Raw genomic sequence first — 24,914 nt, forward strand, 5'->3', positions numbered from 1 at the left:
TATTGTTTTTTCTTTCGTTACGTTAAGAAGACGTTTGAGGCGCTGGTTTTGCCACCTATGGGTTAGATTGGATTTTTATGTATAAATGGATTTTTCATAGAAAAATCCTATCCCCGGCCAGGGTTGACTGGCCGGGTGCACGATTGTGTGTCAGCGGATAGGGCGGGTAAACGTGTGGACGAAGTTTGCTTCAGTGTCTGCCTGCCGTACTGCCTGAGTGCCTGTTGGTGTGCCGTCGGTGAGCCAGTATTGCTGGCGATAGGTTGTGACAGTGGCACTGCTTTCTGTGACTCGAGCCGAAATCAGCAGTTTGTCATTGGCAACGCTCAGCACGCCGGTCAGGCTGCATTGGCCGCTTGCGCAGGCATCCGTGGCGGGGAAGGGGCTTGTCGCTGATACTGCGTTCGAGAACAGACGCTGGGTGCCGGCACTTGTTCCATCCGAAGACCAAAGGTGGCCATCAGTGCCAACGAACACGACGCGCTCTCCGACGGGGTGTAGTGAAGCGATTGTGGTGCGGACGTTGGGGGCGGTCAGGATGATCTGGGGATGGATTTTATCGGCGGCGACGGCGTTCAGCTTGCCGTCGCTACCCAGCCGCCATAAGGTTTCCTGGCTGCCGTTGCTGGCAAGGAAGAACAGTGCGTTAGCCGTGGGCGTCAGGAAACTGAGCGTTTCGCCGTTGGCGAAGGTGCTCAGCGCCAGAGTGCCTGAGGCATCTGCGCTGCCATTGCTGCGCCAGAGTTGCTGCTGGCCGCTTGTGGCGTCCTTGCGTACGAAATGCAGTGCACCGTTAAAAATGGCGGCATTGTCTTCAGGCAGGTAGTTGCCCTTTACCAGTGTCGTGTCGCTGCTGTCGAAAAGGGTGTTGATGGCGTGGGTGTCTGTGTCCACGACGGCCAGATAGGGGCGTGATGCTAGCGAGAGGACAAACAGTTTTTTGCCGATGACGTTCAGGAGGGTGTCGGTAGAACCGTAGCGATTGTTCCAGTCTTTGACGTTCTTAACCAATTTCGCTTCTTCGTCGGTGTCGATATTCTTGACGTAGAGCGTCTCGGTCTTGTTGTTGAAGAAGAACAGCTGGTTGCCTGTAGCGACGGCCGAAGCACGCCTTGGCGCGTTGAACAGCTGTCCCCCATTGATGGTTACCGGAACGGATTCGGTTTCCGGATTGCCGTCATGTCTGACCAGGCTGTCTGACGTTGTCGTGCCGTTACCCGGTCCCTGGATATAAAAATATTTGTTCGCGACATTGGTGAATATCTCCGAGGGCCCATTGGGAGAGTCACTGGTGTCAGCATAGACCTTGGTGCTGCTGGCGGTGCCTGTTGTGGACCACCATTCCCGGCCGTAGTTTTGGTCCAATGCCAGGAAGAACAGTTTGCCTTGGAAGAAGTCTGGGTAGGCTGTGTTGACGGTGTTGAGGTTGAATAGGGTCGTATCTAGGAAATTGCGGTATATAACGGTTTCTCCGGCCGTATCCTTGAGCCAGTCGATGCGGCCATGGTCCACATCCAGTTGCAGCCAGCCTTGCTGAACATAGGCGCGGGTTTGGGTGCCGTTGTTCCAGGTTTGTGTGCCGCCATCCTCCAGCATGTCGTGGATTAACTGAATACGTCCGCACGCTACGGCGATGCGGGTGTCTGTTGCCGGAGGATTGGCGGTCAGCGTCAGGCTGGTGCCGCTCGGGTCGATTGTGCCCAAGTCAGTCGAGGTGAAACGGCACTGCAATAGGTGGGCCTGAGGTTGAGGCGGTGTGACTGTGTTGATACGCAGCACATTGCCACGGTCATACGTGGCAAGCACGCGGCTGCCATTGTCTGTGAAATCGAAGGTCGCCAATGTATCGTTGCCATTGCGATATTCCAGCGCGACGCTGGCACCGGCCGGCAGTTGTTGTACTTGTAGTGATACCTGGCCGGGTTCGGCGGGTTCCGGGGTGGGCGTGGATGGCTGGCTGCTGTCGCTGCTGCCACCACCGCCGCAGGCTGCCAGCGCGACGGTCAAAGTGGTGATCGTCAATGGGTAGGTAATGTGATGTCTTGTCATGTTTTTTTATCTCCGAGGGGAGGCTGAGATAGGGTTTCGTCTCAATCGAGATGGGAGCGTGACGTCGAGAACCGGCAGCGTGGTCGCTCCGGTTCTCGATGCGTGGCCCAGGGCCGGCTGGGTTCAGGAGCCGCGAGGGAACCAGAAGGGGTTACCGTCTTCGCCCATGACTTGTGTGCTACCTTCGGGTGTGCCGTCGCTGATCCAGTAGAAAATCCTGATTTCGTCGCCGTTGGCGGTCTCTACCATGTTCTGTACGCGGTACAGCAGTTTGTTGCCCAAGGGGGTCGGTAGATGGACATGGCAGCTCAAACGGCACTGGCCCGCGGTATGTACAGGGCTGACTTCGGCGTTCGGAAATAGGCGCACGGTGCCTTCACGGGTACCGTCGGTCGTCCAGAGGTGATTGGTGAAGCGGGATCCGTTGGAGCCGTCGTCACCGAACACGACGCGGTTACCGGCGACGAATAGGCCGGTTTGATAGTTCCCGTGAATCTTGCTGAACGCGTCGCGGTTCGACCCGGTGTCGGGCATGAGTGTTTCTGGTTCGATAATCCACTGGGTTCCTGCGGTTGTCCCATCGCTGCGCATCAGGGCGCGGATGGGAACGTTATCGCGCAGGTCCAGTTGGGCGGTGAATACCAGGGTGCTATCCGTCGCGGCCAATTCACCGATGCTGGCGCGGGCATAGCCAGAATGGGTTGTGACGTCATAGATGAGATTCGTGCCCGCCACGGTACCGTCGCTGCGCCAGAGTTGCTGGTCGTTGCGGATGAAGTAAACCAGTTCTTTGAATGTGACGAAGGAGCGAGTCGTGTTGGCACCTGGGCCGGTGAACAAGGGGAATGTGCCCGCAGCTGTGCCGTCACTGCGCCAGAGGCCAGCTTCCGAAATTCCATCGCGTTTCAGGCGTCCGGAGAACAGGAAAATAGTGCCTAGGCGGGCAATTTGGGAGCGATGTGCCGAAGGTGGGATATTTGCATCTAAGCCTGAGAACAGCTGTGTGCTGATGCCTGTGTTGATGTTCTTGCCGTAGAGGGACCACAGATCGCCGTCAAGGTAGCTGAAGTAAATGGTCTCACCGTTTTGCCACTGTCCCATGACCCGGCCGCTGTATCCCTGCGGCAATGGCAGCGCGACATCGCTAGGCACTGTCCCGGCGCCAGTGCCATCGGTTTGCCAGCCATCGCCCACGGCTCCCAAATACGTCGTATTGAAGAATTGCAGTTGGGGGGATGTGCCATTGGTCAGCACAGAGCCAGTGTTGGTGCGGTTTTCGGTAGCGGTGAAGAAGTTGAATGTCCTCACGGTGCCATCGGGTTCCGTGCGTGTCAGCATGCGCGTACCGGCATCGGTACCAGTCGTGCTCCATGTGAGTTTTGTGTTCCTGCCGGGATGCCAGGCGGTGAACAACAAATGTCCACCCGCATAAGCGGACGGAACTTGCTGTGCGATTCCTGTGCCGGATCTATCTGCTTGGACGGTTTGACCGTGCTCGTCTCGTAGCCACGATGCTGAACCACGATCGACATCGACACGTAACCAGCCTAGCCGGGTGGCGTTACCTTGGCCCTGGCTCAGGAATTCGCTGCTGAGATAGACTCGGCCGCAGTGCACGGCTTGCACCGCATTGTCCAGGGCCTTGTCCAAACGCAGCTTGCCATCCGGCTGCAGCGTTCCATGGCTGCCGTAGCTGACGAAACGGCAGTTCACCAGGAACTGTTGCGGCGCGGGAACCTGGATCGTGTCCAGGCTCAAGGTGTCTCCGGGCTGAGCGCTGGGGAGGTTACCAACTGCTGTGCGGGTCGTGTTTCCGGTGATTGAGACCGACGTTGATGTCTCGCCAGAACCGTGCGCGATTTCCAGGCGAGAGCCTTCCGGCAGATCGCAAACTTTGAGCGTCAGGCCTGCGGGCGTTGTTGCGAGAGGGCAATCCCGTTCAACGACAGCAGGCTGTTCTGTATCGTCGCCGGGTTCGATGCGCCAGGCATCGTCACCATCGCCGCTGACGCAGGAGGCCAGTGCGATACTGAGGCACGACAAGGTCAATGAGGGAATGAATAGGGCTGGTTTCACTGGACGGTTTCCTGCAGGAATCAGAATTTCATGCCGAGCGAGGCGGATACGTTGCGTGGCGCACCAAAGTAGCTGGCGGCGTTGTTGGCAAAGTAGGTTTTGTCGAACACGTTGTTGACGTTCACGCCCAGCGTGAGATGCTTGTTCAGTTCATAGCGTGCCATCAGGTCGTAGATCGCATGGCTACCCTGGGAAAAGTCGTAGGTTCTGCCGGTGTAGAAGTTATGGGTGCTTTTGATGGTGCGGCTTTTCCAGCGAACACCGCCGCCTAGAGTCAGGCGATCCCCGAATTTGTGGGTGGTGAATAAGCTGAAGGTGTGTTTGGGACGGTTGAAGTCGTGCTGGACGACCAGGTCGTCCCAGGATGGTGGCGGAAATAGGCTGGTGTCGTAGGGCTTGAGATGCAGATAGGTGTAGCCGGCGTTGATCAGCCAGCTTTGCGTCAACTGGCCTGCGACTGAGAGCTCCAGTCCCGTGACAGTCGGGCCATCGGTGGCTTCCATCGGCGTGCAATCGCTGCTGTAGGAGAAAGGGTTGTAGCAGGCCAGTCGTTGCGGGTCGCCGTTCGACGTTACGGTCGATTGCACGTAGGGCGCGTTACGTTCGCGCATGCGAAATAGGGCCGCTTGGATATTTAGGCTGTCGTCGGCCAGCGCGCTTTTCAGACCGATTTCTACCGTATTGCCCTTTTTAGGTGGCATTAGCCTGAAGCGCATGCCGGCGTTGATTTCCTCTTGCGTGACCCCGCGCACATAGGCTTGGTCTTTATGGATGCCGGTGTAGCTGGCGTAGAGCGATGTCTTGGACGTCAGGTCGAATATGATGCCGGCGTAAGGGATGAAACGCTTGGGATGTTTGAGATCCATCGGGTACTGGTCGCTGATGGTTTGGCTGCGATCGGCGCGCAAGGCAGTCAATTCCAGGTCGTAAGCGTGGTAGCGTGTACCAAGAATCAGCGTGAGGCGTTCCAAGGGCTTGAGTTTCGCGCTTAGGAAGGCGCCGTATTGTTTTTCCCGGTTTTCATAGATAGGGCCATGAATATCGACGATGAAGTCGCGGCCGCACATGGGGATGGGAATGCCGCCATTGTTCCAGTCGTCGAAAGTGATTTGAGAGGGCATGCGGCAGGAGGATGCGGAGTCCTCGGACCACCAACTGGGGCTGACTATGGTGCCCTTGTAGCCATTGAAGCCGGCGGCGATCTGCGCATCGCGACCCCAAAGTTCGAATTTGCCCAGCAGGGTAAGGTCTAGGTTATGCAGGCTATTCTCGGTTTTTATCCGGCCATAGCTCAAGCTGGCCTCGCCGGTGATCGCTTTGTACCAGTCGATTCCCACCATGCCGTACACGCGGTCTGGCGTAGTGTTTGTGTGCTGGTATGCCGCGCTCAGACTCCAGTTATCGTTGAAGTGATGGCGTACATCCACAAACCATTGCGTGGTGTCCTGCTTGGCGTAGGACCACTGCGTGGCGGAGTTGAAATGACGGCCTTTGTCGCCAAATAGTTGGTAAATGCTGTCGGTATCAGTCCGCAGGGCGCTGCCATGTGGCGTTGCATCATCCACGTTACGGCTAAAGCGGGTATAGCTCAGTGCCAGTGTGGTGTTATCGGTAATGTCGGCTTCGGCGATACCATAGAACATGCGGGTTTTTTCATGCACACGTTCCATCCAATGGTTGCCTTCGGAAGCCACTCCCACGATGCGGCCACGCAGAGTGCCAGACTCATTGAAGGGTTGCGACAGGTCGACTTCGGCGCGGCGTTTGGCGTGCGTGCCGTAGCTCAGGCTGACCTGGCGTAGCGGTTCGTAGCCAGGGCGCTTGCGCACGAAGTTGATACTGGCTGACGGATCGCCGGTGCCGGTGGTCAGCCCGGTGGAACCCCGGATAATTTCAACGCGCTCATACAGGGCGGTATCCATGCTGGCCAGCATGTCGGCGCCGCCGAACATGCTCGCAGTGGTCGGCATGCCGTCAATCTGGAAGTTGTTGATGGCGTAGCCACGCGAATAGAAGGTGGCGCGGCCGGCGCCAGGCACGCCGAACTCCTGTACCGAGACACCAGGGGTGTTTTTCAGGATATCCACCACTTGGAACAGGTTCTGGTCCTCGATTTGCTTCTGGGTGAAGATGCTCAGGCTTTGCGGTGTTTCCTTGATGCTCAGGTCCAGCTTGGTGGCATTGCTGGAACGGCGCACGGTGTAGTTGGTGGCGGCCTCTTCCGCTGTGGTCGGGAGGTAGGCACCGGCTACGGTAATCGCCGACAGGGTGCGTGTTTCGTCGGTATCCTGGATGTGCGAGGTGTCCAGCCGCCGGATGAGGATGTTGGTGCCGTCTATGCTGCCGCTCAGGCCGCTGCCGCTCAGGCCGCTGCCGGCCAGTAGTTGATCCAGTGCCTGGCGCAGACTGTAGTTGCCGTGCAGCGCGGGTGCTTGCAGCCCTGACAGCATGTCCGGCGTGTAGATCAGCTGCATGTCCGCTTGCCGTGCAAGTTCATTCAGGGCGCGGTTCAGGGGTTGGGACTCCAGGGCCAGGGCGATGGTGCCGGAGGACGCACTGTTTTGGCTCCAGGCCGGTTGCAGGGCGTCATGGGTATAGGCCAGGGTCAGCGCGACCAGAATCGGGGCCAGGGAAAACCGGAAGGAGGACAAACCCTTCTCCTAAGTGGATCGGAAAGAAAATGAGAACGCCTATGCTTTCTTAAGATGAAGACGCACGAGCGGGTCTTTCGGACACCTGGAGGGGTGATTGTTTTTTTTTATCGAAATTGAATTTCGATTTTTGGCGGGGGTTCCTGATGTACGGTCCGGGTATGCCGGCGTATTTCCGTCAGCGGCTGCGGATTTCCAGGCCCTGGTCGGTCTGCCTCAACTGTACCGGTAGCATGCGTGGCAGCAAGTGCGCAAAGTTGTCGAAATCCTTGCTATTGAAACTGCCGCCGATACGCAACGAAGAGACGGCGGTGCTGGCGACGGTGACCTGGACGGGGGCATAGCGCTGGAATTCTTCGATGGCCTGGGTAAGTGGCGTATCTTCGAAAGTGATCCGGCCATGGCGCCAGTTGGCGATGCTTTCCGGGGCGATGCGCGAGAAGGTGAGGCGGCTTTGACCGGGGGCCAGACTGGCGCGCATGCCAGTCGTCAAGGTATCGCCAGCCGGGGTGATCCAAGGCCAGTCCGGCCACCAGGTTCGAGTGGGGGCGACGGCAACCTTGCCAGTGGCAACGGCAACGCCTGCGCGCCCTGGCGCCACGCCAGTGGTGCTGTAGCGGACGGCGAATTGCGTGCCGAGCACGGTGGCTTGCAGCACCGGGGTCCGAACGGTGAACGGGCGCGCGGGATCAGGAACAACTTCAAACCAGGCCTGGCCATCTTCGAGCACAATTTTTCTGTGCCTGGCGTAGGTGGTAGCGGTGAGGCGCGTTGCGCTGTCCAGCACGATGACGCTGCCATCGGGCAGGACGATGCGCTCCTGCTCGCCGACGCCCGTGGCATAACTGGCCTGAAACTGCGGATATTCATACTGATGCCAGATATAGCCGGCGATGGCAGTGACCAGAAAAGAGAATGCCATACAGGCGAACAGCGGACGCCGGGTGGAGGGCGTGGGCAAGAGCAGCTGGCGCAGGCGACGCATGCAGGCGGGTCGTGTTTTCCGTGGGCGTGGATGCGGTTGCGCCTGCGTGTCGGGCTCCAGATGTGCGCGGGGAATCCGGCGCAGATCCTGCATCAGGGCGGCAAGGTTGTCGTAGGCTGCCCGATGCGCGGGGGCGGCGTCCAGCCAGTCAGCCAATGCCTGCGCCTGGGCAGGGCTGAAATCCGGTTGGCTGCTTTGCAGCAGCCAGTCGGCGGCGACATCGTCGATAGCGCCAGCCTCGGGAAGTGTCGGGCCAGGGTTACGGCTCATGCTGATCTCTGCATGCTTTGCAAGCCATCATGGCGCGCAAGATGTGTTTTTTTACCATGCTGCTGGAGATACCCATGCGTTGCGCGATCTCGTCATTGGAAAGACCGTCGTACAAGTGCATCCGGAAGGCCTCCTGGCAGCGTGGCGGTAGCGACCGGATGGTATTGACATAGATCTCGGCCGCACGTTTGCGTTCCAGTATCGCTGCAGGCTCTTCCTGCTGCGTCTCGCTCGCCTGCAGGTCGTCGGCCTGCCAGTTTTCCAGCGGCTCTTCCGCGCGGATCTGGCGGCGGCGGGAGGCATCTGCCAGCAGGTTGCGAGCGACCTGGTACAGGAGACCACGGGGGTTGCGGACTTCGGTGCCAGCCTGAGAGGCATGCAGGATGCGGGTGATGCTTTCCTGGGCAATATCGTCGACGGTATGGACGTCTTCGCCTTGGCGCAGCAGAAATCGCCGCAGCTCTTGATAATAACGAAGTACAACATCAACCATGAGATTTATGGCACCGTGACACGTGACAGACTTCAGGCTTGATGACGAGATACTGCTGCCGCCCAAGAATGAAAAGAAGAATCAATTCTGTTGACGGCGATTATATGCCATTAATCTAAATAGATTTTTCCGCTACCGGGATGGGGAAAAGGCGCCCGGAGCGGGTGCTGCTAGCGGGCCAGCGCCTCAAGCAGCGCTTGGTGGCAGGTGGCCAGTTTCGCGCGCCTGGCGGATTCCTGTTGCGGGTCGGGCTCGCGGTGTGGCGCGGCCCAGATGGCGTCGGGAAAGTGGGGGTCGTCGCGCCAGCGCGGAATGATGTGCCAATGCAAGTGCGGCACCATGTTACCCAGTGCCGCCAGGTTGATCTTGTCCGGTGCGAGGCTGTCGCGCAGTGCGGTTTCGGTACGCATGACGACGTCCATCAGGCGCGCCCGCTGTGCAGCGGACAGGTCGCTCATTTCTGCAATATGTCCGTTCCAGACGACGCGCAGGTAGCCGGGGTAGCCGGGCATGTCGACTTCGATGACACGCAGCTCATCGTCTTGCCAGAGCAGGGTGCCGCCTGCGGATTGGCATAGCGGGCAGGCAGAAGCGGAGAGGGTCGGGTTCATATCGGGCAGGCAGGGGCAGTTCAGCTTTTGAGCGCTTTTTCGAGCACGGTGACAATGTGCTGCAGCAGCGCGACGCGCGCCTGGCGCTTGTCGTTGGCGGGCAGCACGCACCAGGGCGCATGTTCAGTGTGCGTGAGTTGTAGCATGTCCCTGGCGGCTTTTTCATATTGCGGCCAGCGTTTGCGGTTGCGCCAGTCGTCAGGCGTGATTTTGTAGCGTTTGGCGGGGTTGTGCTCGCGTTCGTGGAAGCGGCGCAGCTGCTCGTCGCGATTGATGGACAGCCAGACCTTCACGACGATGGTGCCGTGTTCATGCAACTGGCGCTCGAAGTCGTTGATTTCCGCATAGGCGCGCCGCCTGGCGGATTCATTGATCAGGCCTTCGACACGCTCGACCAGGACGCGGCCATACCAGGTGCGATCGAACACGGTTGTGCGGCCGTTGCCGGGAATATGGCGCCAGAAACGCCACAGGTAGGGGTGCGCCAGTTCTTCGTCGGTAGGTGCGCTGATGGGGACGACTTCATAGCTGCGGGCATCCAGGGCGCGTGTGACGCGGCGGATGGAACCGCCTTTGCCGGAGGCATCCATGCCCTCCAGCGCAAGCACGAGGCTGCGCTTGCCGAACGCCGCTTCGCGGACCAGCCGGCCCAGGCGTGCCTGCCATTTGAGCAGGGTTTTTTTGTACTGTTTGCGTGACAGGCGCGGCGTGTCGGCAGGCAGGTCCAGCGTGACCGGCCGCTTGCAGGGCACGGAGGAATCGGCCGGCGGCGTGATGCGCTTGCGTGGCGGCGCCTGCAGCGCCTTGAGCACGATGCTGGCGGTTTCGATGGCGCGCACGCGTTCGTCCGCACTGGGGATCACATGCCAGGGGGCATAAGGCGTCTGGGTTGCTTCGATAGCGGCGGCGCCAATGTCGCGGATGGCCTTGAAGTTTTCGGCCACCTGCTTGTCGGTGTCCGTGACTTGCCATGCGGTCATCTTGTTGGACAACAACTCCAGGGTGCGTGCGCTCTGGGCTTCGCGCGACATATGGAACCAGAGTTTGATGATCTGCACCCCTTCGGCAGCCAGCAGGGCTTCGAAGGCGCGAATTTCGCGGATGCCGCGCAGCAGGTCCGTTGAGGTCATGTCGCTGTGGGCATACTGGCGCAGATGCGCTTCGTACCATGAACCAAAGACGATGCCGGTGCGACCGCGCGCGGGCAGGGCATTCCAGTAGCGCCACAGCGGGGGGCGCATGGCCTGTTCCTGCGTCGGCTCGCCAAAGGCGATGGTGTTGATGTGGCGCGGGTCCATCCATTCGTTGAGCTGGTTGATGGCCGCGCCCTTGCCCACCCCATCGAGCCCCGTCACGACGATCAGCAGCGAGCGCTGGTTTTCCTGCAGCCGGTCGTACTGGGCCTGGATCAGGCTGGTACGCAGCCGGGCTTCGCGTTCCTTGGCGAGCGCCTTGGGCAACGCTGGGTCGGCTTCGGCGGCGGAAAACAGATCGTCCGCACCGCGCGTATAGGCGCGCGGCACGTTTTCCAGCAGTTCGGCTGCGCTCGGCAGGCCATCGTTTTTCTGGTTGTTGCTGCCCATGGAGGCTCCCCGGGTTTGTTTAGTTTTCAGGCTAACAGACCCGGGGCAAGCATGCCAGAGTCCTGGACGGCCGGCAGGGCGTAAAGGGGTAACGGCGTCAGGGTTGTCAGGGCGTGGGCTTCCCTTATGGGCGTGCCGCGCGCGGGCGAGATGCCATCAGTCCTGGCCGCACATCAGGCGTACCATGCGGGCGTAGATGGCGGTGGCGCCGTGCAACTGTTCCACGGCGATGGATTCGTCGATGATGTGCGCGTCCTCTTCGTTGCCGGGGCCCAGGCCGATGGTGGGGATGCCGCGCCTGCCGGCAGATTCCGAGCCATTGGTGCAGAACGGCCAACTGCCCACGATGGGTTCCCGGCCGGTCTGGCGGACGGCTTCGCGCGTCAGCCGCAACAGGCTGGAATCGGCTTCGCAACGCCAGGCGGGTAGCCAGCGGGGCGGGTTGGCGTGACAGCCGGTGAAGGTGGAGACGCTGTCTTCGCTGACCTGTAGCGTGAAACCGTCCAGGCCGTGCCGCTGCAGGTGGTGGCGGATCTGCCCGAGGACGTCGTCCAGGCTTTCGCCCACGATGGTGCGCCGGTCGAAACGGAGGGTGGCGCTCAACGGAATCATGGAAATCGACGGATACGGGTCGGAAATGATGTCTGTGGGAACCAGCAGTGCCGGGCCCAGCACCGGATCCTGCGGCAGCGGCAGACTTTCCAGCGCAGTCAGCGCCCGGGCGGCCGCGTGCAGCGGGTTGACGCCCATGTGGGGGTTGGCCGCGTGGGCGGGTTTGCCATGAAAACGCAGCAGGATTTCCACGCGGCCTTTCTGGCCGGCGCGTATCTGTAATTTCGACGGTTCGCAGATCACGACGGCGCCTGGCTGGCAGACATCCAGCACCGGCGCCAGGGCATGCCCTTCGATCACTTCTTCCAGCACACTGGCGGATACCGCCACGCGTTGCCTAAGCCCCTGGCGTGCTGCCTGGGCGACGCCGCAGATGGCGGCGGCGACACCGCCCTTCATGTCGGTACTGCCGCGCCCGTACAGGCGGCCGTCATGGATTTCTCCCCCGAAGGGATCGAAGCGCCAATTGCCGGTGACCGGCACGACATCCATGTGGCCATCGAACAGCAAGGCGATGTCGGTGCCTGCGGGGCCGACGATGCCCAGCACGGAGCCGTTGGCATCGGTGCGTACTTCATCGAAGCCGGCGGCTCGCATGGTGTCGGCCATCAAGCGTGCCATGCCGGCCTCCTGGCCGGACAGACTGGGAATTCTGACCATGGCTTGGGTCAGGGCTACGACGTCCATGTCCATTTTTGTGTCCATTGTTGCAAGGGGTGCGGACGGTGCCGCCCGCGCCCGGGTTAAAGGAATCAGCGGAAATCAGCGGTTCACCAGCTCGCGCGGCACGCGGTAGACCAGAATGGCGCCCAGGACCGTGAAGCTGGCAAGGAAGTACATGCCGCCATCGGTGGAGCCGGTCAGCTCCTTGATCCAGCCGATGGCGTACGGGCTGACGAAGGCGGCCAGGCCCGCAAAGGAGTTGATGCCGGCAATCCCCGCCGCAGCGCTCTTGCCATCCAGAAAGGCGGTGGGCAGGCTCCAGAACAGGGGCGAGCAGACCATGCAGCCAGCGGCAGCCACGGACAGCATGGCGACGGCCAGCATCGGGTTGTGGCTGAACAGCGTGCTGAGCGCCAGCCCGGTGCCGCCGACCAGGAACGGAATGATCATGTGCCAGCGGCGTTCGCGGCTGCGGTCGGAGTGGCGGCACACCAGGATCATCGAAATGACGGCGCAGATGTTGGGGATGGCGGTCAGCAGGCCGACATCCAGCAGGGAACTGACGCCGGTGGACCGGATGACGGACGGAATCCAGAAGGCGAGGCCTGACAGGCTGGAGACGGTGCAGTAGCAGATGAGCGCCATGTGCACCACGCGACGGTCGCGGAATAACCGCAGCAGCGAGACATGTTCGGTCTTGGTGGCGCGTTCGGCGCTCAGGTTGCCATTGAGCCGCGCCTTTTCCTCGGGGCTGAGCCAGCGGGCGTCGTCGATGCGGTCATCCAGGTACCAGAGCACAGCCACGCCAAGCAGCAGTGAAGGCACGGCTTCGATAAGGAACATCCATTGCCAGCCGGCCAGGTTGTGTGTCTCGTGGAACGCTTCCATGATCCAGCCCGACAGCGGCCCGCCCAGGATGCCGGCGAAAGGCACGGCGGTCATGAAGACGGCAACGATCTGGCCGCGGCGGTGGGAAGGGAACCAGTAAGTCAGGTAGAGGATGATGCCGGGATAGAAACCAGCTTCGGCTGCGCCCAGCAGGAAGCGCAGGATATAGAACTGGGTGGGCGTCTGGGTGAGCGCCATGGCGGCGGAAATCAGCCCCCAGAGCACCATGATCCGGGCCAGGGTTTTCTTGGCGCCTATCCGGTGCATCAGGACATTGCTGGGAACCTCGAAAAGAAAGTAGCCGATGAAGAAGATCCCGGCGCCCAGGCCATACACGGCTTCGCTGAATTGCAGGTCGTCGAGCATTTGCAGCTTGGCGAAGCCGACATTGACCCGGTCGAGAAAGGCCGCGATGTAGCAGGCCATCAGGAAGGGCAGCAGGCGCCAGGCGACTTTGCGGTACAGCGTGTTGTCAGTGGCGGCCGAGGTGGCTGAGGCAGCGGCAATGCCAGGCGTCGCGACGCCTCCTAGTGATTGATTCATGTGGTCTCCTTTGGTGGTGTATGTTTTTTCAGGCAAAGCGTCCCCCTGCGTGCCGAGATGGCCGCATGCCTTGTTTGTTGTTGGGGGAAGACTGGCCTGCCCGGGCGGCTCTCCTCAAAACCGTCCGGGCCGGGGGTCAGGCGTCAGTCATGTGGGCAGGGCCTCCGGTTCGATGGCGCCGCGCCGTTCGGTGATCAGGCCATAGGCCTCGGGGCGGCGGTGGCGCTCGAAGTTGAAGGTGGTGGTTTTGTAGGAACGGCACAGGTCCAGGTCGCAGCGCGCGATGGCCAGTTCGTCGCCCTTGGTGGAGCAGGCGGCAACGATCTCCCCGGAAGGGGCGATGATGCAGCTGCCGCCTATCATTTCGCAGCCTTCTTCATTGCCGGCCTTGGCCACGCCCACGACCCATGTGCCGTTCTGGTAGGCGCCGGCCTGCATCACGAGCTGGTTGTGGAACATGGAAAGGTCGTCGTGTTCCGGCGCTGGCGGATTGTGCACCGGGGTGTTGTAGCCCATCATGATCATTTCCACACCTTGCAGGCCCATGACACGGTAGGTTTCGGACCAGCGCCTGTCGTTGCAAAGCGCCATGCCCATGATGCCGTCGAAGCCGCGCCAGACATCAAAAGACGAACCCGGTTCGAAGTAGTATTTTTCCAGGTGCTGAAAGGCGCGCCAGGGCTCGTTCTGGGCATGGCCAGGCAGGTGAACCTTGCGGTATTTGCCGATGATCTTGCCGCTCTGGTCGACCAGGATGGAGGTGTTGTAGCGACGCTTGACGCCATTTTCCACTGCCAGCTCGGCATAGCCGATATAGAAGCCGACGCGCAGCTGCGCAGCGGTTTCGAACAGGATGCGAGTTTCCGGGCCGGGCATTTCGGCTTCGTAGTAGGCGTCCATTTCGGCCTGGTCCTCCACATACCAGCGCGGAAAGAAGGTGGTCAGCGCCAGTTCGGGAAAGACGACGAGCTGGCAGCCCATGGCGTGCGCGTTGCGCAAGTGTTCGAGGAGCCGTGCGACGACGGCGCGGCGGCTGTCGGTACGGTGGATGGGGCCAAGCTGGGCGGCGGCGACATTGACGATGCGGGACATGGTGGAAGCTCCTTGCGGTTGTTTTTTTCGGTAGGTGTCAGGCTTGCGCCAGTTCAAGCAGCAGGTCGAGCAGGATGGCCGCGCCTGCGCCGATGTCCTGGTCCTGCGTGAATTCGGCGACGTTGTGCGACAGGCCGCCAACGCTGGGGACGAAAATCATGCCGGTCGGGCACATGCGCGCCAGCATCTGCGCGTCATGGCCGGCGCCGCTGGGCATGCGGCGCACGCTGTGGCCGTGGGCACGGGCGAGCGCCTCGACACGGCCGACAATCCGTTCGTCGAAGGCGACCGGTTCGAAGTCCGCCAGCACCCGGTGCGAAATGCGGATACCCTCCTGGCTTGCCAGTTCCCCGGCATAGGCCAGGCAGTCGGCGACGGCCTGGCGCAGTGCAGCGCCGTCTGTGTTGCGCAGGTCCAGCGTGAAAGTGGCGCGGTTGGCAATGACGTTGATCAGGCTGGGGTGCAACTGCATGTGGCCGACGGTGGCCAGTTGCCCGCCACCCATGCGGCTGGCCAGATCGCGGGCGAAGCAGGCCATGCGCGCGGCCGCCAGGCCGGCATCATGGCGCAGTGCCATGGGCGTGGTGCCAGCATGGTTGGACGTTCCTTCGATGCTGAACTCCAGCCAGTGGATACCCTGCACGCCGGTGACCGCACCGATGGTGATGCCTTCGTGTTCCAGCAGCGGGCCTTGTTCGATATGCAGCTCGACGAAGGCGTGGACCCGGTTGCTGCCAACCGGGGCCGGGCCGTCATAGCCGATGCGGCGTAGGTTTTCGCCGACTGTCGTGCCGTCTATGCCCACGGTATCGAGCGCCTGTTGCAGGGGCAGGCCGCCCTGGTAGACCAGGCTGCCCATCATGTCAGGGGCAAAGCGTGAGCCTTCTTCGTTGGTGAAGAAGGTCACTGCCAGCGGCCGACGTGTCCGTATGCCCGCGTCATTGAGTGCGGCGATGACTTCCAGGCCGGCCAGCACGCCCAGGTTGCCGTCATAGCGGCCCCCGGTGCGGACCGTATCTATGTGTGAGCCGGTCATGACAGGCGGGCCGTCCTCCCGCCCGCGGCGCAGGCCGGTGACGTTGCCGATGGCGTCCACCGTGATTTCCAGGCCCAGTTCGCGCATCCAGCCGGTAACCAGGTCGCGGCCCTGGCGGTCTTCCTCCGTCAGAGCGAGGCGGCACACGCCGCCACCCTCGATGGCGCCGACCTGGCCCAGCGCGGCAATGCGTGCCAGCAGGCGGGGCAGGTTGATGCGGGCTTGTGTCATGCAGGTTCTCCGATTTCCGCTGGCTTGCGGCCGACGATCTGTTCATACAGCACGGGGTCGGTAGCGCCTTCGCTGCCGAACAGCAGCACCCGGCTGTTCGCATCCAGGCCCAGCGCCTGGCGGGCGGCGGGGTCGGCCAGTGCCGCCAGCGCGCCAGCCAGTCCGGCGACAGCCGATTCACCTGCGACCAGTGGCGCGTCGCCATAGGGGCTGTCGGCCAGCAGGCGCACGGTGTCCAGCGCGGCTTCGTCATCGACGGTGAGGAAGGCCTGGACGCCTGGATGAAGGATTTCCCAGGCCAGCAGCGACACTTCGCCGCAGGCCAGGCCAGCCATGACGGTATCCAGTTCACCATGCACCGCCACGGGCTTGCCCGCCTTGGCGCTCTCGTACAGGCAGGCTGCCTTGTCGGGTTCGACGACGATGAACCGGGGTCGGCGCGCGCCGAGCTGTTCCCAGAAGTGGGCGCAGACTGCCGCAGCCAGGCCACCGACACCGCCTTGCAGGAAGACATGGGTGGGCAGGCCGCCATCTCCGCTTTGCGTCAGTTGCTGCAAGGCTTCGTCGGCCATGACGCCATAGCCCTGCATGACATCCTTGGGCACTTCCATATAGCCGGGGTAGGAGGTGTCGGAAACGACGAAGCGGCCCAGGCGTGCGGCATCTTCGGCCGCCTGGCGCACGGAGTCGTCATAGTTGCCGGGTGTGCGTACTACCTGCGCGCCATAGCTTTCGATAGCAGTCTTGCGGCCTTCGCTGACGGTGGCATGGATATAGATGACGCACTGGCAGCCGAAGCGCTCCGCGCCCCAGGCGACGGAACGGCCATGGTTGCCGTCAGTGGCGCAGGTGACGGTAATGTCCTGGGTGGTTTCGCGATATTTTCCGGACAGCAGGTCGTCGATGCCGAGGTCGTCACGGCCCAGGCGTTGCCCGAGTTCGCGCAGCAGCAGGCGGCTGACGGCATAGGCGCCGCCCAGCGCCTTGAAGCTGCCCAGGCCGAATCGGTGGGCTTCCTGTTTGTAGAGGATCTGGCGCACGCCGGCGGCTTGCGCCAGCCCGGCGAGATCGCGCAGCGGCGTCGGGCAGTAGCCGGGCCAGCGGCGTATCTGAGCATCGGCGCGGCGGAACGCTTCGCCGCCGAGGATGGCTTGCTGCCTGGGGCCATAGGGCGCATCGGCGTCGAAGGCGGGGTTGAGGGTCCAGTGCAGGCGGACATCGGGCAGGATGGTGGACAAGGGAAACTCCTTTTTTATAGGTATGGTCGGGATCAGCGATGCAGGTCGCCGTAAAGGTCGTGCAGGGATTCGATGTGCTTGAGGCGCTGTCGGGCGGCGTCGCCCAGTGTGCGCGCGAGCACGGAGCACAGGTGGTTGATCAGGCTCATGGCTGCAATGTAGGAGTCGAAGACGGCTGGGCTGCGGTTCACGCAGCGCAACACGACATCGGCGCGTGCGGGCAATTCGGTGGCGGTGGGGTCGGTCAGCACCACGACCCTGGCGCCGATGCGGCTGGCGTGTTCCACCACGGGCTTGAGCAGTGTGACGCGGCGGCGGAAGTCCATGACCAGCAGGACATCGTCGGGCCCCATGTCGGCCAGATCTTCGGCCAGGTTCAGGCCGGCACCAGGGGCCAGCGTCACGCCGTCACGCAATTGGGTGAGCAGCGCCCAGGCGTATTGCGCCAGCACGCGCCCGTTGCGAAAGCCGGCGATCCAGACGCGGCGCGACTGGGCCAGCAATGAAACCGTGGTTTCAACATCGCGGCTGTCCAGGCGTTCGAAGGTTTGCGCCAGGTTCTGCAGGTCGGTAGACAGGTGGGCGGCCAGCGCATCGCCCGATGCATCGGGCGGCCGGACGCCGGCCATTTCATAAAGAGGGGAGCCGCGTTCGGCATCATCGCGGGCCTGGGCGCGGATTTCATTGAAGTTGTCGTAGCCCAGGCGGCGGAAAAAGCGGCTGGCAGTGGCCTTGGACACGCCAGCTTTCTTGGCCAGGTCAGCGCCGGACCAGGCTGCGATATTGCCCAGGCACTCCAGCGTGACATGGGCCAGGCGCTGCTCGCTATCGGTAAAGGTGTCCTGGAGGGACAGGATGCGTTCCTGCAAAGTGGAAGTCATGATCGCCATGCCCTAATGAAACTGTAGTTTCAGTAGAATAGTTTTGTGAAACTATAGTGTCAATAAAAATTGAGCAGGCGCGACTAGGGAGTTATCCCAGGGGGCGCAAGGGGGAATCAGGCGGGAAAGTGTCTCGCAAGGCCCGGGGTGGACGCGGGCCTTGCCGTGTTGGCAGGAGACTGGGAGGACTGAAAAGAAAGGAAACGGGGTTGGCCGGGTGTGCGAGTGGCCGGCAGGTCGTCAGGCGACCAGGCGCGCCAGCTCCGCGCCCGGCTCGGCGGCGCGCATGAAGGTTTCGCCGATCAGGAAGGCTTGGACGCCGTGTTCGCGCATGCGGCGGATATCCTCGGCGCTGGCAATGCCGCTTTCAGTGACGACGCGCCTGCCTTCGGGAATGCGCGGCAGCAGGTCCAGCGTGGTCTGCAGGCTGGTTTCGAAGGTGCGCAGGTTGCGGTTATTGATACCCAGCAGGGGCGTGTGCAGTTTCAGCGCGCGCTCCAGTTCCTCGGCATCATGCACTTCGACCAGGACATCGAGGTCGAGCGCACGGGCGCAATCTTCCAGGTCGCGCATCTGCGCATCGCTGAGGGCGGCGGCGATCAGCAGCACGCAGTCGGCGCCCATGGCGCGGGCGGCAACGACCTGATAGCTGTCGATGACGAAGTCCTTGCGCAAGACGGGCAGGCTGCAAGCGGCGCGGGCCTGGCGCAGGTGGTCGTGCGAGCCCTGGAAGAATTGCACGTCGGTCAGCACCGACAGGCAGGCGGCGCCATGGGCCGCGTAGGAGCCGGCGATTTCGGCCGGGGAAAAGTTCTCGCGGATGATGCCCTTGGAGGGGGATGCCTTCTTGATTTCCGCGATGACGCCAGGCCGGCCGACCGCAATGGCGTCCTCGATGGCGCGGGCGAAGCCGCGCACGTCCTTGCGCGCCTGGGCTTCGCGCAGCAGTTCGGCTTCGCTGCGCAGTTGGCGCGAGGCGGTGACTTCTTCTTTCTTTACTTCCAGGATACGGGTAAGGATGTCGTTCATTCCTGTCGTCCTTTGCGCGTGAATGCGCAGAATTCTTCCAGTTTGGCGCGGGCCGCGCCGCTGTCCAGCACCGAACCGGCCAGGCGCAGGCCGTCCTCGATAGAGGTGGCGCGGTTGCCGGCGTAAATGGCGAGGCCGGCATTGAAGGCGACGATGTCGCGCGCGGTGCCGGGTTCATTATTCAGGGCGGACAGTACCATGTCGCGGGATTCTTCGCGGCTGGAGACGCGGATGCTGCGGTTGGACACCATGTTCAGACCGAAGTCTTCCGGGTGTATCTGGTATTCGGTCACGATATCGTCCTTGAGTTCCCCGACCAGGGTAGAAGCCCCAAGGGATGCTTCGTCCATGCCGTCCATGCCATGGACGATCAGGACGTGACGCGAGCCCAGCCGTTGCAGCACGCGGACCAGGATGCCGACCAGGTCGGGGTGGAACACGCCCATCAGCTGGTTGGCGGCCTTGGCCGGATTGGTCAGCGGCCCCAGGATATTGAAGATGGTACGCACGCCCAGTTCTTTGCGGATGGGCGCGACATTCTTCATGGCGCTATGGTGATTGGGGGCATACATGAAGCCGATGCCGGTCGCGGCCAGGCATTCGGCGACGGCAGGCGGCGGCAGGTCGATGCGAGCGCCCAGGGCTTCCAGCACGTCGGCGCTGCCTGAGGATGACGAGGCGCTGCGCCCGCCATGCTTGGCGATGGGCACGCCGGCAGCGGCGGCGACGAACATGGCCGCAGTGGAAATATTGAAGGTATTGCTGCCGTCCCCGCCGGTGCCGCACATGTCCAGCAGGTCTTGTGTGTCGGGGGCGGTGACGGGGGTGGCGAATTCGCGCATGACCTGCGCGGCAGCCGTGATTTCGCCGACGGTTTCCTTCTTCACGCGCAGGCCCATCAGCAGGGCGGCCATCATGGGCGGTGAAATTTCGCCGCGCATCAGGCTGCGCATGAGCGTGAGCATTTCATCGTGGAAGATCTCGCGGTGCTCGATGCAGCGGACCAGGGCTTCTGTCGGAGTAATGGGCATGGGTTGGCTGGCTGGCTGGTTCATGGCGGTCAGTCCTGCGTCAGGAAGTTGCGCAGCAGGGCATGGCCGTGTTCACTCAGAACCGATTCGGGATGGAACTGTACTCCGTATATCGCTAATTCTTTATGTCGGATACCCATGATTTCCCCATCTTCCGTTTCCGCCGTGATTTGCAGGCAGTCCGGCAGTGATTCGCGCTCGATGGCCAGGGAGTGATAGCGGGTGACGGTGTAGGGCGAGGGCAGGTCGCGGAAAATGTCAGTGCCGGTGTGGGTGATAGGCGAGGTCTTGCCATGCATGATCTGCTTGGCGCGGATGATCTTGCCGCCGTAGGCTGCGCCTATGGATTGATGCCCCAGGCAGACGCCCAGGATGGGAATGCGGCCGGCGAAGCGCTGGATGGCGGCAATGGAGATGCCAGCCTCGGCCGGGGAGCATGGGCCGGGCGACACGCAGATGCGTGCGGGCGCCAGGGCTTCGATTTCATCGAGCGTGATTTCGTCGTTGCGGGCGACTTTCACTTCCTCGCCCAGCTCACCGAAGTACTGGACCAGGTTGTAGGTGAACGAGTCGTAGTTGTCTATCATCAGCAGGGCCATGATGGCGATCCTTGTATCTTTGCGGTATTCGGTTGCCGGCCGGTTGCCGGAACTGGCATGGCCGGGAATGTCTGTGCAAGGTTCAGTGCTTGCCTGGGGTGGGCAAGCTTCGCCATCGGGGGACCAACGCGGGATATGCGCGCGCGCAGCCATCCTGCCGGTAAAGGCCGGGGAGGTATTGGGCTGTGGGGGCGTGTGGCACTGGGCAATCTCCTGAGCGTTGGAGCCGCCGTACCGGGAATCAGAATAAAAAAACGCCTTGTATCCACCCGAAACGGCGGCAAGGCGTGGTGTGAAACCGTAACGTCGAGCCGCTTCCTATTGGAAGCGCCACCACTGGCAAGTGAGGGACGTTGCGTAACGGTTCATGGATTCAGTCTGTTGCTTGATGAAAACCGGGCGCGGGGGCCAGCAAGGCCGCAGGCAACCCGGATAATGCGTCGATTGTAGCGGCAGCCTTGGCCGCTGTCGAGCGTGGTGGCCAAGGCTGCTGGCGGCCGTTGCCGGCAGGCCGCACTTGCTGCCTGGGCGGGCAAGTGCGGCGCCGGCCTCAGGGTTGCAGGGCCTCGGCGCGGATGCGCCAGTCGCGCAAGGCCAGCAGGGCGCGCTGCTTCTGCCATTGCACCTGCAGGGGTTGCGATGGCGTGGCGGCAGGCAGCAGCCGGCCGTCGCTGTTCCAGTGGTAGAACTGGGGATGCGTCATGCCCACCACTGCGCCTTCGGCGCTGATGAAAATGCCGGGGCCGGCGCCGGACTCGTCGCCGATGAAGGACAGGGCAATGGGGGCAGTGGTATCGGCATACAGGTCGCGGCCGCGCTTGGCAACGCTGGTGTCTTGCAGCGAATGCGCCATCAGCGTGGCGAAAATGTCCTGGTGGCTGGCCCATTCACCGGTGTGGGGGATGCCACCCAGGCGATAGGGCTCAGGGACCCACATGATGATGGGCACGCCGTACTTGAAATTCAGCTGGCTTGCGTCGGGATAGGTGAATATCTGGCGCGTGTTGTGGTCACCGGTGGCAGCGAACAGGGTATGTTCCATGACGCCGTCGCGTTCCAGGTTGTCCAGGAACTGCCCCAGGGCATTGTTGGCGTACTGGTAGGTAGAGAGGATGGTCCGGCCATGCTCGGCATCCACTGCCATGGCAGTTCCCAGGGTATCAGGGTCCAGGACGGCCGGCTGGTAGCCCGGCGGCGAACGGAACGGCGGATGGTTGGTGGTGGTCAGCATGACCAGCATGAGCGGTTGGCCGGCTGCTTCCGCCTCGGCCACGATATCCTGCGCGTAGCGGAACATCCACTCATCATCCACGCCCCAGGTATGGGTGGTGGCCTCGGGATAGCGCTCCGTGATCGCGCTTTCGCCCAGCACCTGGTCGAAGCCCTGCTGCAATAGCGCGGTATCCAGCTTGCGCCAGCTATCCTGGCCGGCGCTCAGGAACACGGTGCGGTAGCCTGCGTCACGGTAGGCCTGGGCCACCGAGGTGGAGTAGCCGCGATAGCCGTAGCGGCTCTGCATCAGGGGGGTGACCGGGCTGTCCAGCAGCAGGCCTTCCAGGCTCTGGTAGGTGCCATGCTGGTAGGACAGCGCCTTGTCGAAGTAATCCGCCTTGCCGTGCAGCCAGGGGCGCAGGTGGCCCAGCAGGTCGTTGCGTTCCGGGTCGTCGTATTCCAGCAGGTGCCGGCCCCAGCCTTCCATGACAGCCACCAGCACATTCGGCTTGCGCGCCTGTTGCCAGGCGGCTTGCGCCGGCAGCGGCTGCAGCAGCGCCTGGTGGGCGCGTTCGGCCGCCTGTTCCGCGCCCAGGGACTCGCCTGGGGATTGCAGGCCGGCCTGTTGCAGCGCGTCTTCGAGGGATTGCAGGCCATAGAGCTTCATGCCGGCCTCGGGCGTACTGCCCATGTCCGAGGCATTGCGCTCCTTCCAGGCCATTTGCAGCGCCACCCAGCCATTGGGCACCAGGTTGTTTACCAAGGCGTCGGTGGACACGGCCATGTGCATGGTACGCAAGGGGAACGTGCCCAGGCTGCCGCGCGCCAGGCCTGCCGTCAGCAGCAGGCTGGCAATGGCCAGCGCTGCCAGGCGCCAGCCCGTGGGGCCGCCAGGCTGGCGCCTGGCCCACCAACGGGCGATGGCGACTTGCACGAAGGTCAGCAACAGAATGCCGATGACCAGCCGGATGACAGGCAGGTCGTTCCACAGTGTGCGGGAAATCGCGGCCGTGTCATCCTCGGCAAAGCCAAAGACCAGGCCGTTGATGGGGCCGTTGTAGAACTGGAAGTAGTAATAGTTGACCACCATCAGCAGGTTGATCAACAGCATGACCAGCACTTGCCAGCCGGCCAGCAGCTTTTGCCAGAAGTTGCGCAGCCGGGCTGGCATGAGGAAGGCCAGGAACAGTGGCAGGCCGAGCAGGACTGCCAGGTTCTTGACGTCGAAGCGGGCGCCCATCCAAAAGGCGCGGGTAAGGTCCTGCCCGGCAGGGTGCCATTGCACCGGCGCCTGGATCATGATCACGGCCATGCGTCCCAGCGCCAGGCCGATGACGGCCAGCACCAGCAGCATCCAGTACTGGCGGTGCAGCCGCAGCCAGGGGGTCCAGGTTTGATTTTCTTTTTTTGCGGCACGCTTGGGTGCCCTGGTGCCGGGTGATGCACTCATGCTTCAGTTTGATGACAAGTCTCGAACGGAAGCTGATTCTACCCCTTGCCCAGCACGGCGCCAGCACTGGTTTGCAACAGAAAAAGAAACCGGCGGCCTCAGTCGGCGTTGTCCAGCCCTTCCTGTACTTGTTCTGCCGCGCGCAGTACGGCGCGCGCCTTGGCTTCAGTTTCCCTCCATTCCATTTCAGGATCGGAGTCGGCAACGATGCCGGCGGCGGCCTGGACATACAGGGTGCCGTTCTTGATCACGCCGGTGCGGATGGCGATGGCGAGGTCCATTTCGCCGCCGTAGCTCAGGTAGCCGGCTGCGCCGCCATAGATGCCACGGCGCACCGGTTCCAGCTCGTCGATCAGTTCCATGGCGCGCACTTTGGGAGCGCCGGTCAGGGTGCCTGCCGGGAAGCTGGCGCGCAGCACATCCATGTTGCCTATGCCGGGGCGCAGCGTGCCGGCGACGTTGGAGACCAGGTGCATCACGTGGGAGTAGCGCTCGATGGTCATGGTGTCGGTGACGACCACGCTGCCCGGCTCGGCCACGCGGCCGATGTCATTGCGCGCGAGGTCGATGAGCATGACGTGTTCGGCGCGTTCCTTGGCATCGGCCTGCAGTTCGACGGCCAGTTCAGCATCTTCTTCGGGCGTATTGCCGCGGCGGCGGGTGCCGGCCAGCGGACGGATGGTGATGCGGCTGCCAGCCTCCAGTGGCGTAGCGGGGGGAGCGCTGGAGAAGGCGGGCACAGGCCCGGCGGACTGCGGCAGGTTTTCCTGGCGCACCAGGATTTCCGGCGAGGCGCCAACCACGTGGAAGTCGCCAAAATTCCAGAAGTACATGTATGGCGACGGATTGAGCGAGCGCAGGGCGCGGTACAGCGAAAGCGGCGCGTCGCGGAAAGGCTTGGCGATAACCTGGCCGACCTGTACCTGCATCAGGTCGCCAGCCGCGATGTATTCCTTGGCCTGGAGCACGGCCTTGAGGTAATCGGGCTTGTCGAAATCACGGCGTTCCTGGGTGCGCGTGCTGGCGTGGCTGTAGGGCACTTCGACGGGGCGGCGCAACTGGGCGCGCAGGGTCTTGAGCCGTTGCTGGGCGCGGGCGTAGGCTTCCGGCTGGGCCGGGTCGGCATAGACGATCAGATACAGTTTGCCGCTGAGGTTGTCCACGATGGCCAGTTCATCGACATGCAGCAGCATGATGTCCGGCACGCCTTCTTCCATGCCCGCCGGGAAGGGCTTGACTGCCGGGCCCAGGCGCTTTTCGATGTGGCGGATGGTGTCGTAGCCGAAATAGCCCGCCAGGCCGCCTGCGAAACGGGGCAGGCCGGGGCGCAGGGCAACCTTGAAGCGTTTCTGGTAGTCCTCGATGAATGCCAGCGGGTCGCCGGTATGGCGTTCGATGACCTGGCCGTCGCGCAGGACTTCCACCTGCTCGCCGCTGGCGCGCAGCACGGTGCGTGCCGGCAGGCCGATGAAGGAGTAGCGGCCGAAGCGCTCGCCGCCGACGACGGATTCGAGCAGGCAGCTCATGCGGCCCTGCGTGCCGCCCTGGTGCGCCAGCTTCAGGTAGAGCGATAGTGGCGTATCCAGATCGGCATGGCTTTCGGCGATCAGCGGGATGCGGTTGTAGCCTTGTGCGGCCAGGGCTTGGAATTCAATCTCGGTCATGGGGACTCTCCGTGGGATGCTGGGGAG

18 protein-coding genes are annotated in these 24,914 nt (G+C 62.5%); all 18 read right to left on the reverse strand.

Annotation, left to right across the window (positions count from 1 at the left end; genetic code table 11):
- Positions 1-150 precede the first annotated feature (150 nt).
- The 18 genes from EV679_RS02955 to EV679_RS03040 all read right to left on the reverse strand — a co-directional run bounded on the left by EV679_RS02955 (position 151) and on the right by EV679_RS03040 (position 24,887).
- Positions 151-2,049: a hypothetical protein gene (locus EV679_RS02955; RefSeq protein ID WP_130486473.1), complete on the reverse strand. Its 1,899-nt coding sequence runs from the start codon at positions 2,047-2,049 to the stop codon at positions 151-153.
- A 123-nt stretch (positions 2,050-2,172) separates the two neighbouring features.
- Positions 2,173-4,125, reverse strand: coding sequence for a hypothetical protein (locus tag EV679_RS02960; protein WP_130486474.1), 1,953 nt, complete (start codon positions 4,123-4,125; stop codon positions 2,173-2,175).
- A 20-nt stretch (positions 4,126-4,145) separates the two neighbouring features.
- Positions 4,146-6,776: a TonB-dependent siderophore receptor gene (locus EV679_RS02965; RefSeq protein WP_130486475.1), complete on the reverse strand. Its 2,631-nt coding sequence runs from the start codon at positions 6,774-6,776 to the stop codon at positions 4,146-4,148.
- 178 nt (positions 6,777-6,954) lie between these two features.
- Complete coding sequence (locus EV679_RS02970; RefSeq protein WP_130486476.1) at positions 6,955-8,031, reverse strand: FecR family protein; 1,077 nt, start codon at positions 8,029-8,031, stop codon at positions 6,955-6,957.
- Positions 8,021-8,590, reverse strand: a complete 570-nt coding sequence (locus EV679_RS02975) for an RNA polymerase sigma factor (RefSeq protein ID WP_130486477.1) — start codon at positions 8,588-8,590, stop codon at positions 8,021-8,023. Before EV679_RS02975 ends, EV679_RS02970 begins: the two co-directional genes overlap by 11 nt.
- Positions 8,591-8,694: 104 nt before the next feature.
- The gene (locus tag EV679_RS02980; protein ID WP_130486478.1) at positions 8,695-9,135 is read right to left on the reverse strand and encodes an HIT family protein; all 441 of its coding nucleotides are present in this window, start codon (positions 9,133-9,135) and stop codon (positions 8,695-8,697) included.
- Positions 9,136-9,155: 20 nt separating this feature from the next.
- Complete coding sequence (gene pap / locus EV679_RS02985; RefSeq protein ID WP_130486479.1) at positions 9,156-10,718, reverse strand: polyphosphate:AMP phosphotransferase; 1,563 nt, start codon at positions 10,716-10,718, stop codon at positions 9,156-9,158.
- 156 nt (positions 10,719-10,874) lie between these two features.
- Positions 10,875-12,023: a YgeY family selenium metabolism-linked hydrolase gene (locus EV679_RS02990; protein WP_130486480.1), complete on the reverse strand. Its 1,149-nt coding sequence runs from the start codon at positions 12,021-12,023 to the stop codon at positions 10,875-10,877.
- Positions 12,024-12,092: 69 nt separating this feature from the next.
- The gene (locus tag EV679_RS02995; RefSeq protein WP_068367417.1) at positions 12,093-13,424 is read right to left on the reverse strand and encodes an MFS transporter; all 1,332 of its coding nucleotides are present in this window, start codon (positions 13,422-13,424) and stop codon (positions 12,093-12,095) included.
- Positions 13,425-13,571: 147 nt separating this feature from the next.
- Positions 13,572-14,516 (reverse strand): N-carbamoyl-D-amino-acid hydrolase, encoded by a 945-nt coding sequence (locus EV679_RS03000; RefSeq protein WP_130486481.1) that lies wholly within the window; start codon positions 14,514-14,516, stop codon positions 13,572-13,574.
- 37 nt (positions 14,517-14,553) lie between these two features.
- A complete protein-coding gene (locus tag EV679_RS03005; protein ID WP_127775265.1) occupies positions 14,554-15,783 on the reverse strand; it encodes a M20 family metallo-hydrolase in 1,230 nt (409 codons plus the stop codon).
- Positions 15,780-17,021, reverse strand: coding sequence for a diaminopropionate ammonia-lyase (locus EV679_RS03010; protein ID WP_130486482.1), 1,242 nt, complete (start codon positions 17,019-17,021; stop codon positions 15,780-15,782). Before EV679_RS03010 ends, EV679_RS03005 begins: the two co-directional genes overlap by 4 nt.
- A gap of 32 nt (positions 17,022-17,053) precedes the next feature.
- Complete coding sequence (locus tag EV679_RS03015; RefSeq protein WP_127775263.1) at positions 17,054-17,902, reverse strand: MurR/RpiR family transcriptional regulator; 849 nt, start codon at positions 17,900-17,902, stop codon at positions 17,054-17,056.
- A 240-nt stretch (positions 17,903-18,142) separates the two neighbouring features.
- Positions 18,143-18,931, reverse strand: a complete 789-nt coding sequence (trpC, locus tag EV679_RS03020) for an indole-3-glycerol phosphate synthase TrpC (RefSeq protein WP_068367410.1) — start codon at positions 18,929-18,931, stop codon at positions 18,143-18,145.
- Positions 18,928-19,962: an anthranilate phosphoribosyltransferase gene (gene trpD, locus EV679_RS03025; protein ID WP_127775702.1), complete on the reverse strand. Its 1,035-nt coding sequence runs from the start codon at positions 19,960-19,962 to the stop codon at positions 18,928-18,930. Before trpD ends, trpC begins: the two co-directional genes overlap by 4 nt.
- Before the next feature lie 29 nt (positions 19,963-19,991).
- Positions 19,992-20,561: an anthranilate synthase component II gene (locus tag EV679_RS03030; protein ID WP_068367821.1), complete on the reverse strand. Its 570-nt coding sequence runs from the start codon at positions 20,559-20,561 to the stop codon at positions 19,992-19,994.
- A gap of 550 nt (positions 20,562-21,111) precedes the next feature.
- The gene (locus tag EV679_RS03035) at positions 21,112-23,223 is read right to left on the reverse strand and encodes an LTA synthase family protein (protein WP_068367407.1); all 2,112 of its coding nucleotides are present in this window, start codon (positions 23,221-23,223) and stop codon (positions 21,112-21,114) included.
- A 98-nt stretch (positions 23,224-23,321) separates the two neighbouring features.
- Positions 23,322-24,887 carry an anthranilate synthase component I family protein gene (locus EV679_RS03040; protein ID WP_068367405.1) on the reverse strand — a complete coding sequence of 522 codons (1,566 nt, stop codon included), beginning with the start codon at positions 24,885-24,887 and terminating at the stop codon, positions 23,322-23,324.
- Positions 24,888-24,914 lie beyond the last annotated feature (27 nt).

Source organism: Kerstersia gyiorum, from assembly GCF_004216755.1.
Taxonomy (GTDB): domain Bacteria; phylum Pseudomonadota; class Gammaproteobacteria; order Burkholderiales; family Burkholderiaceae_B; genus Kerstersia; species Kerstersia gyiorum.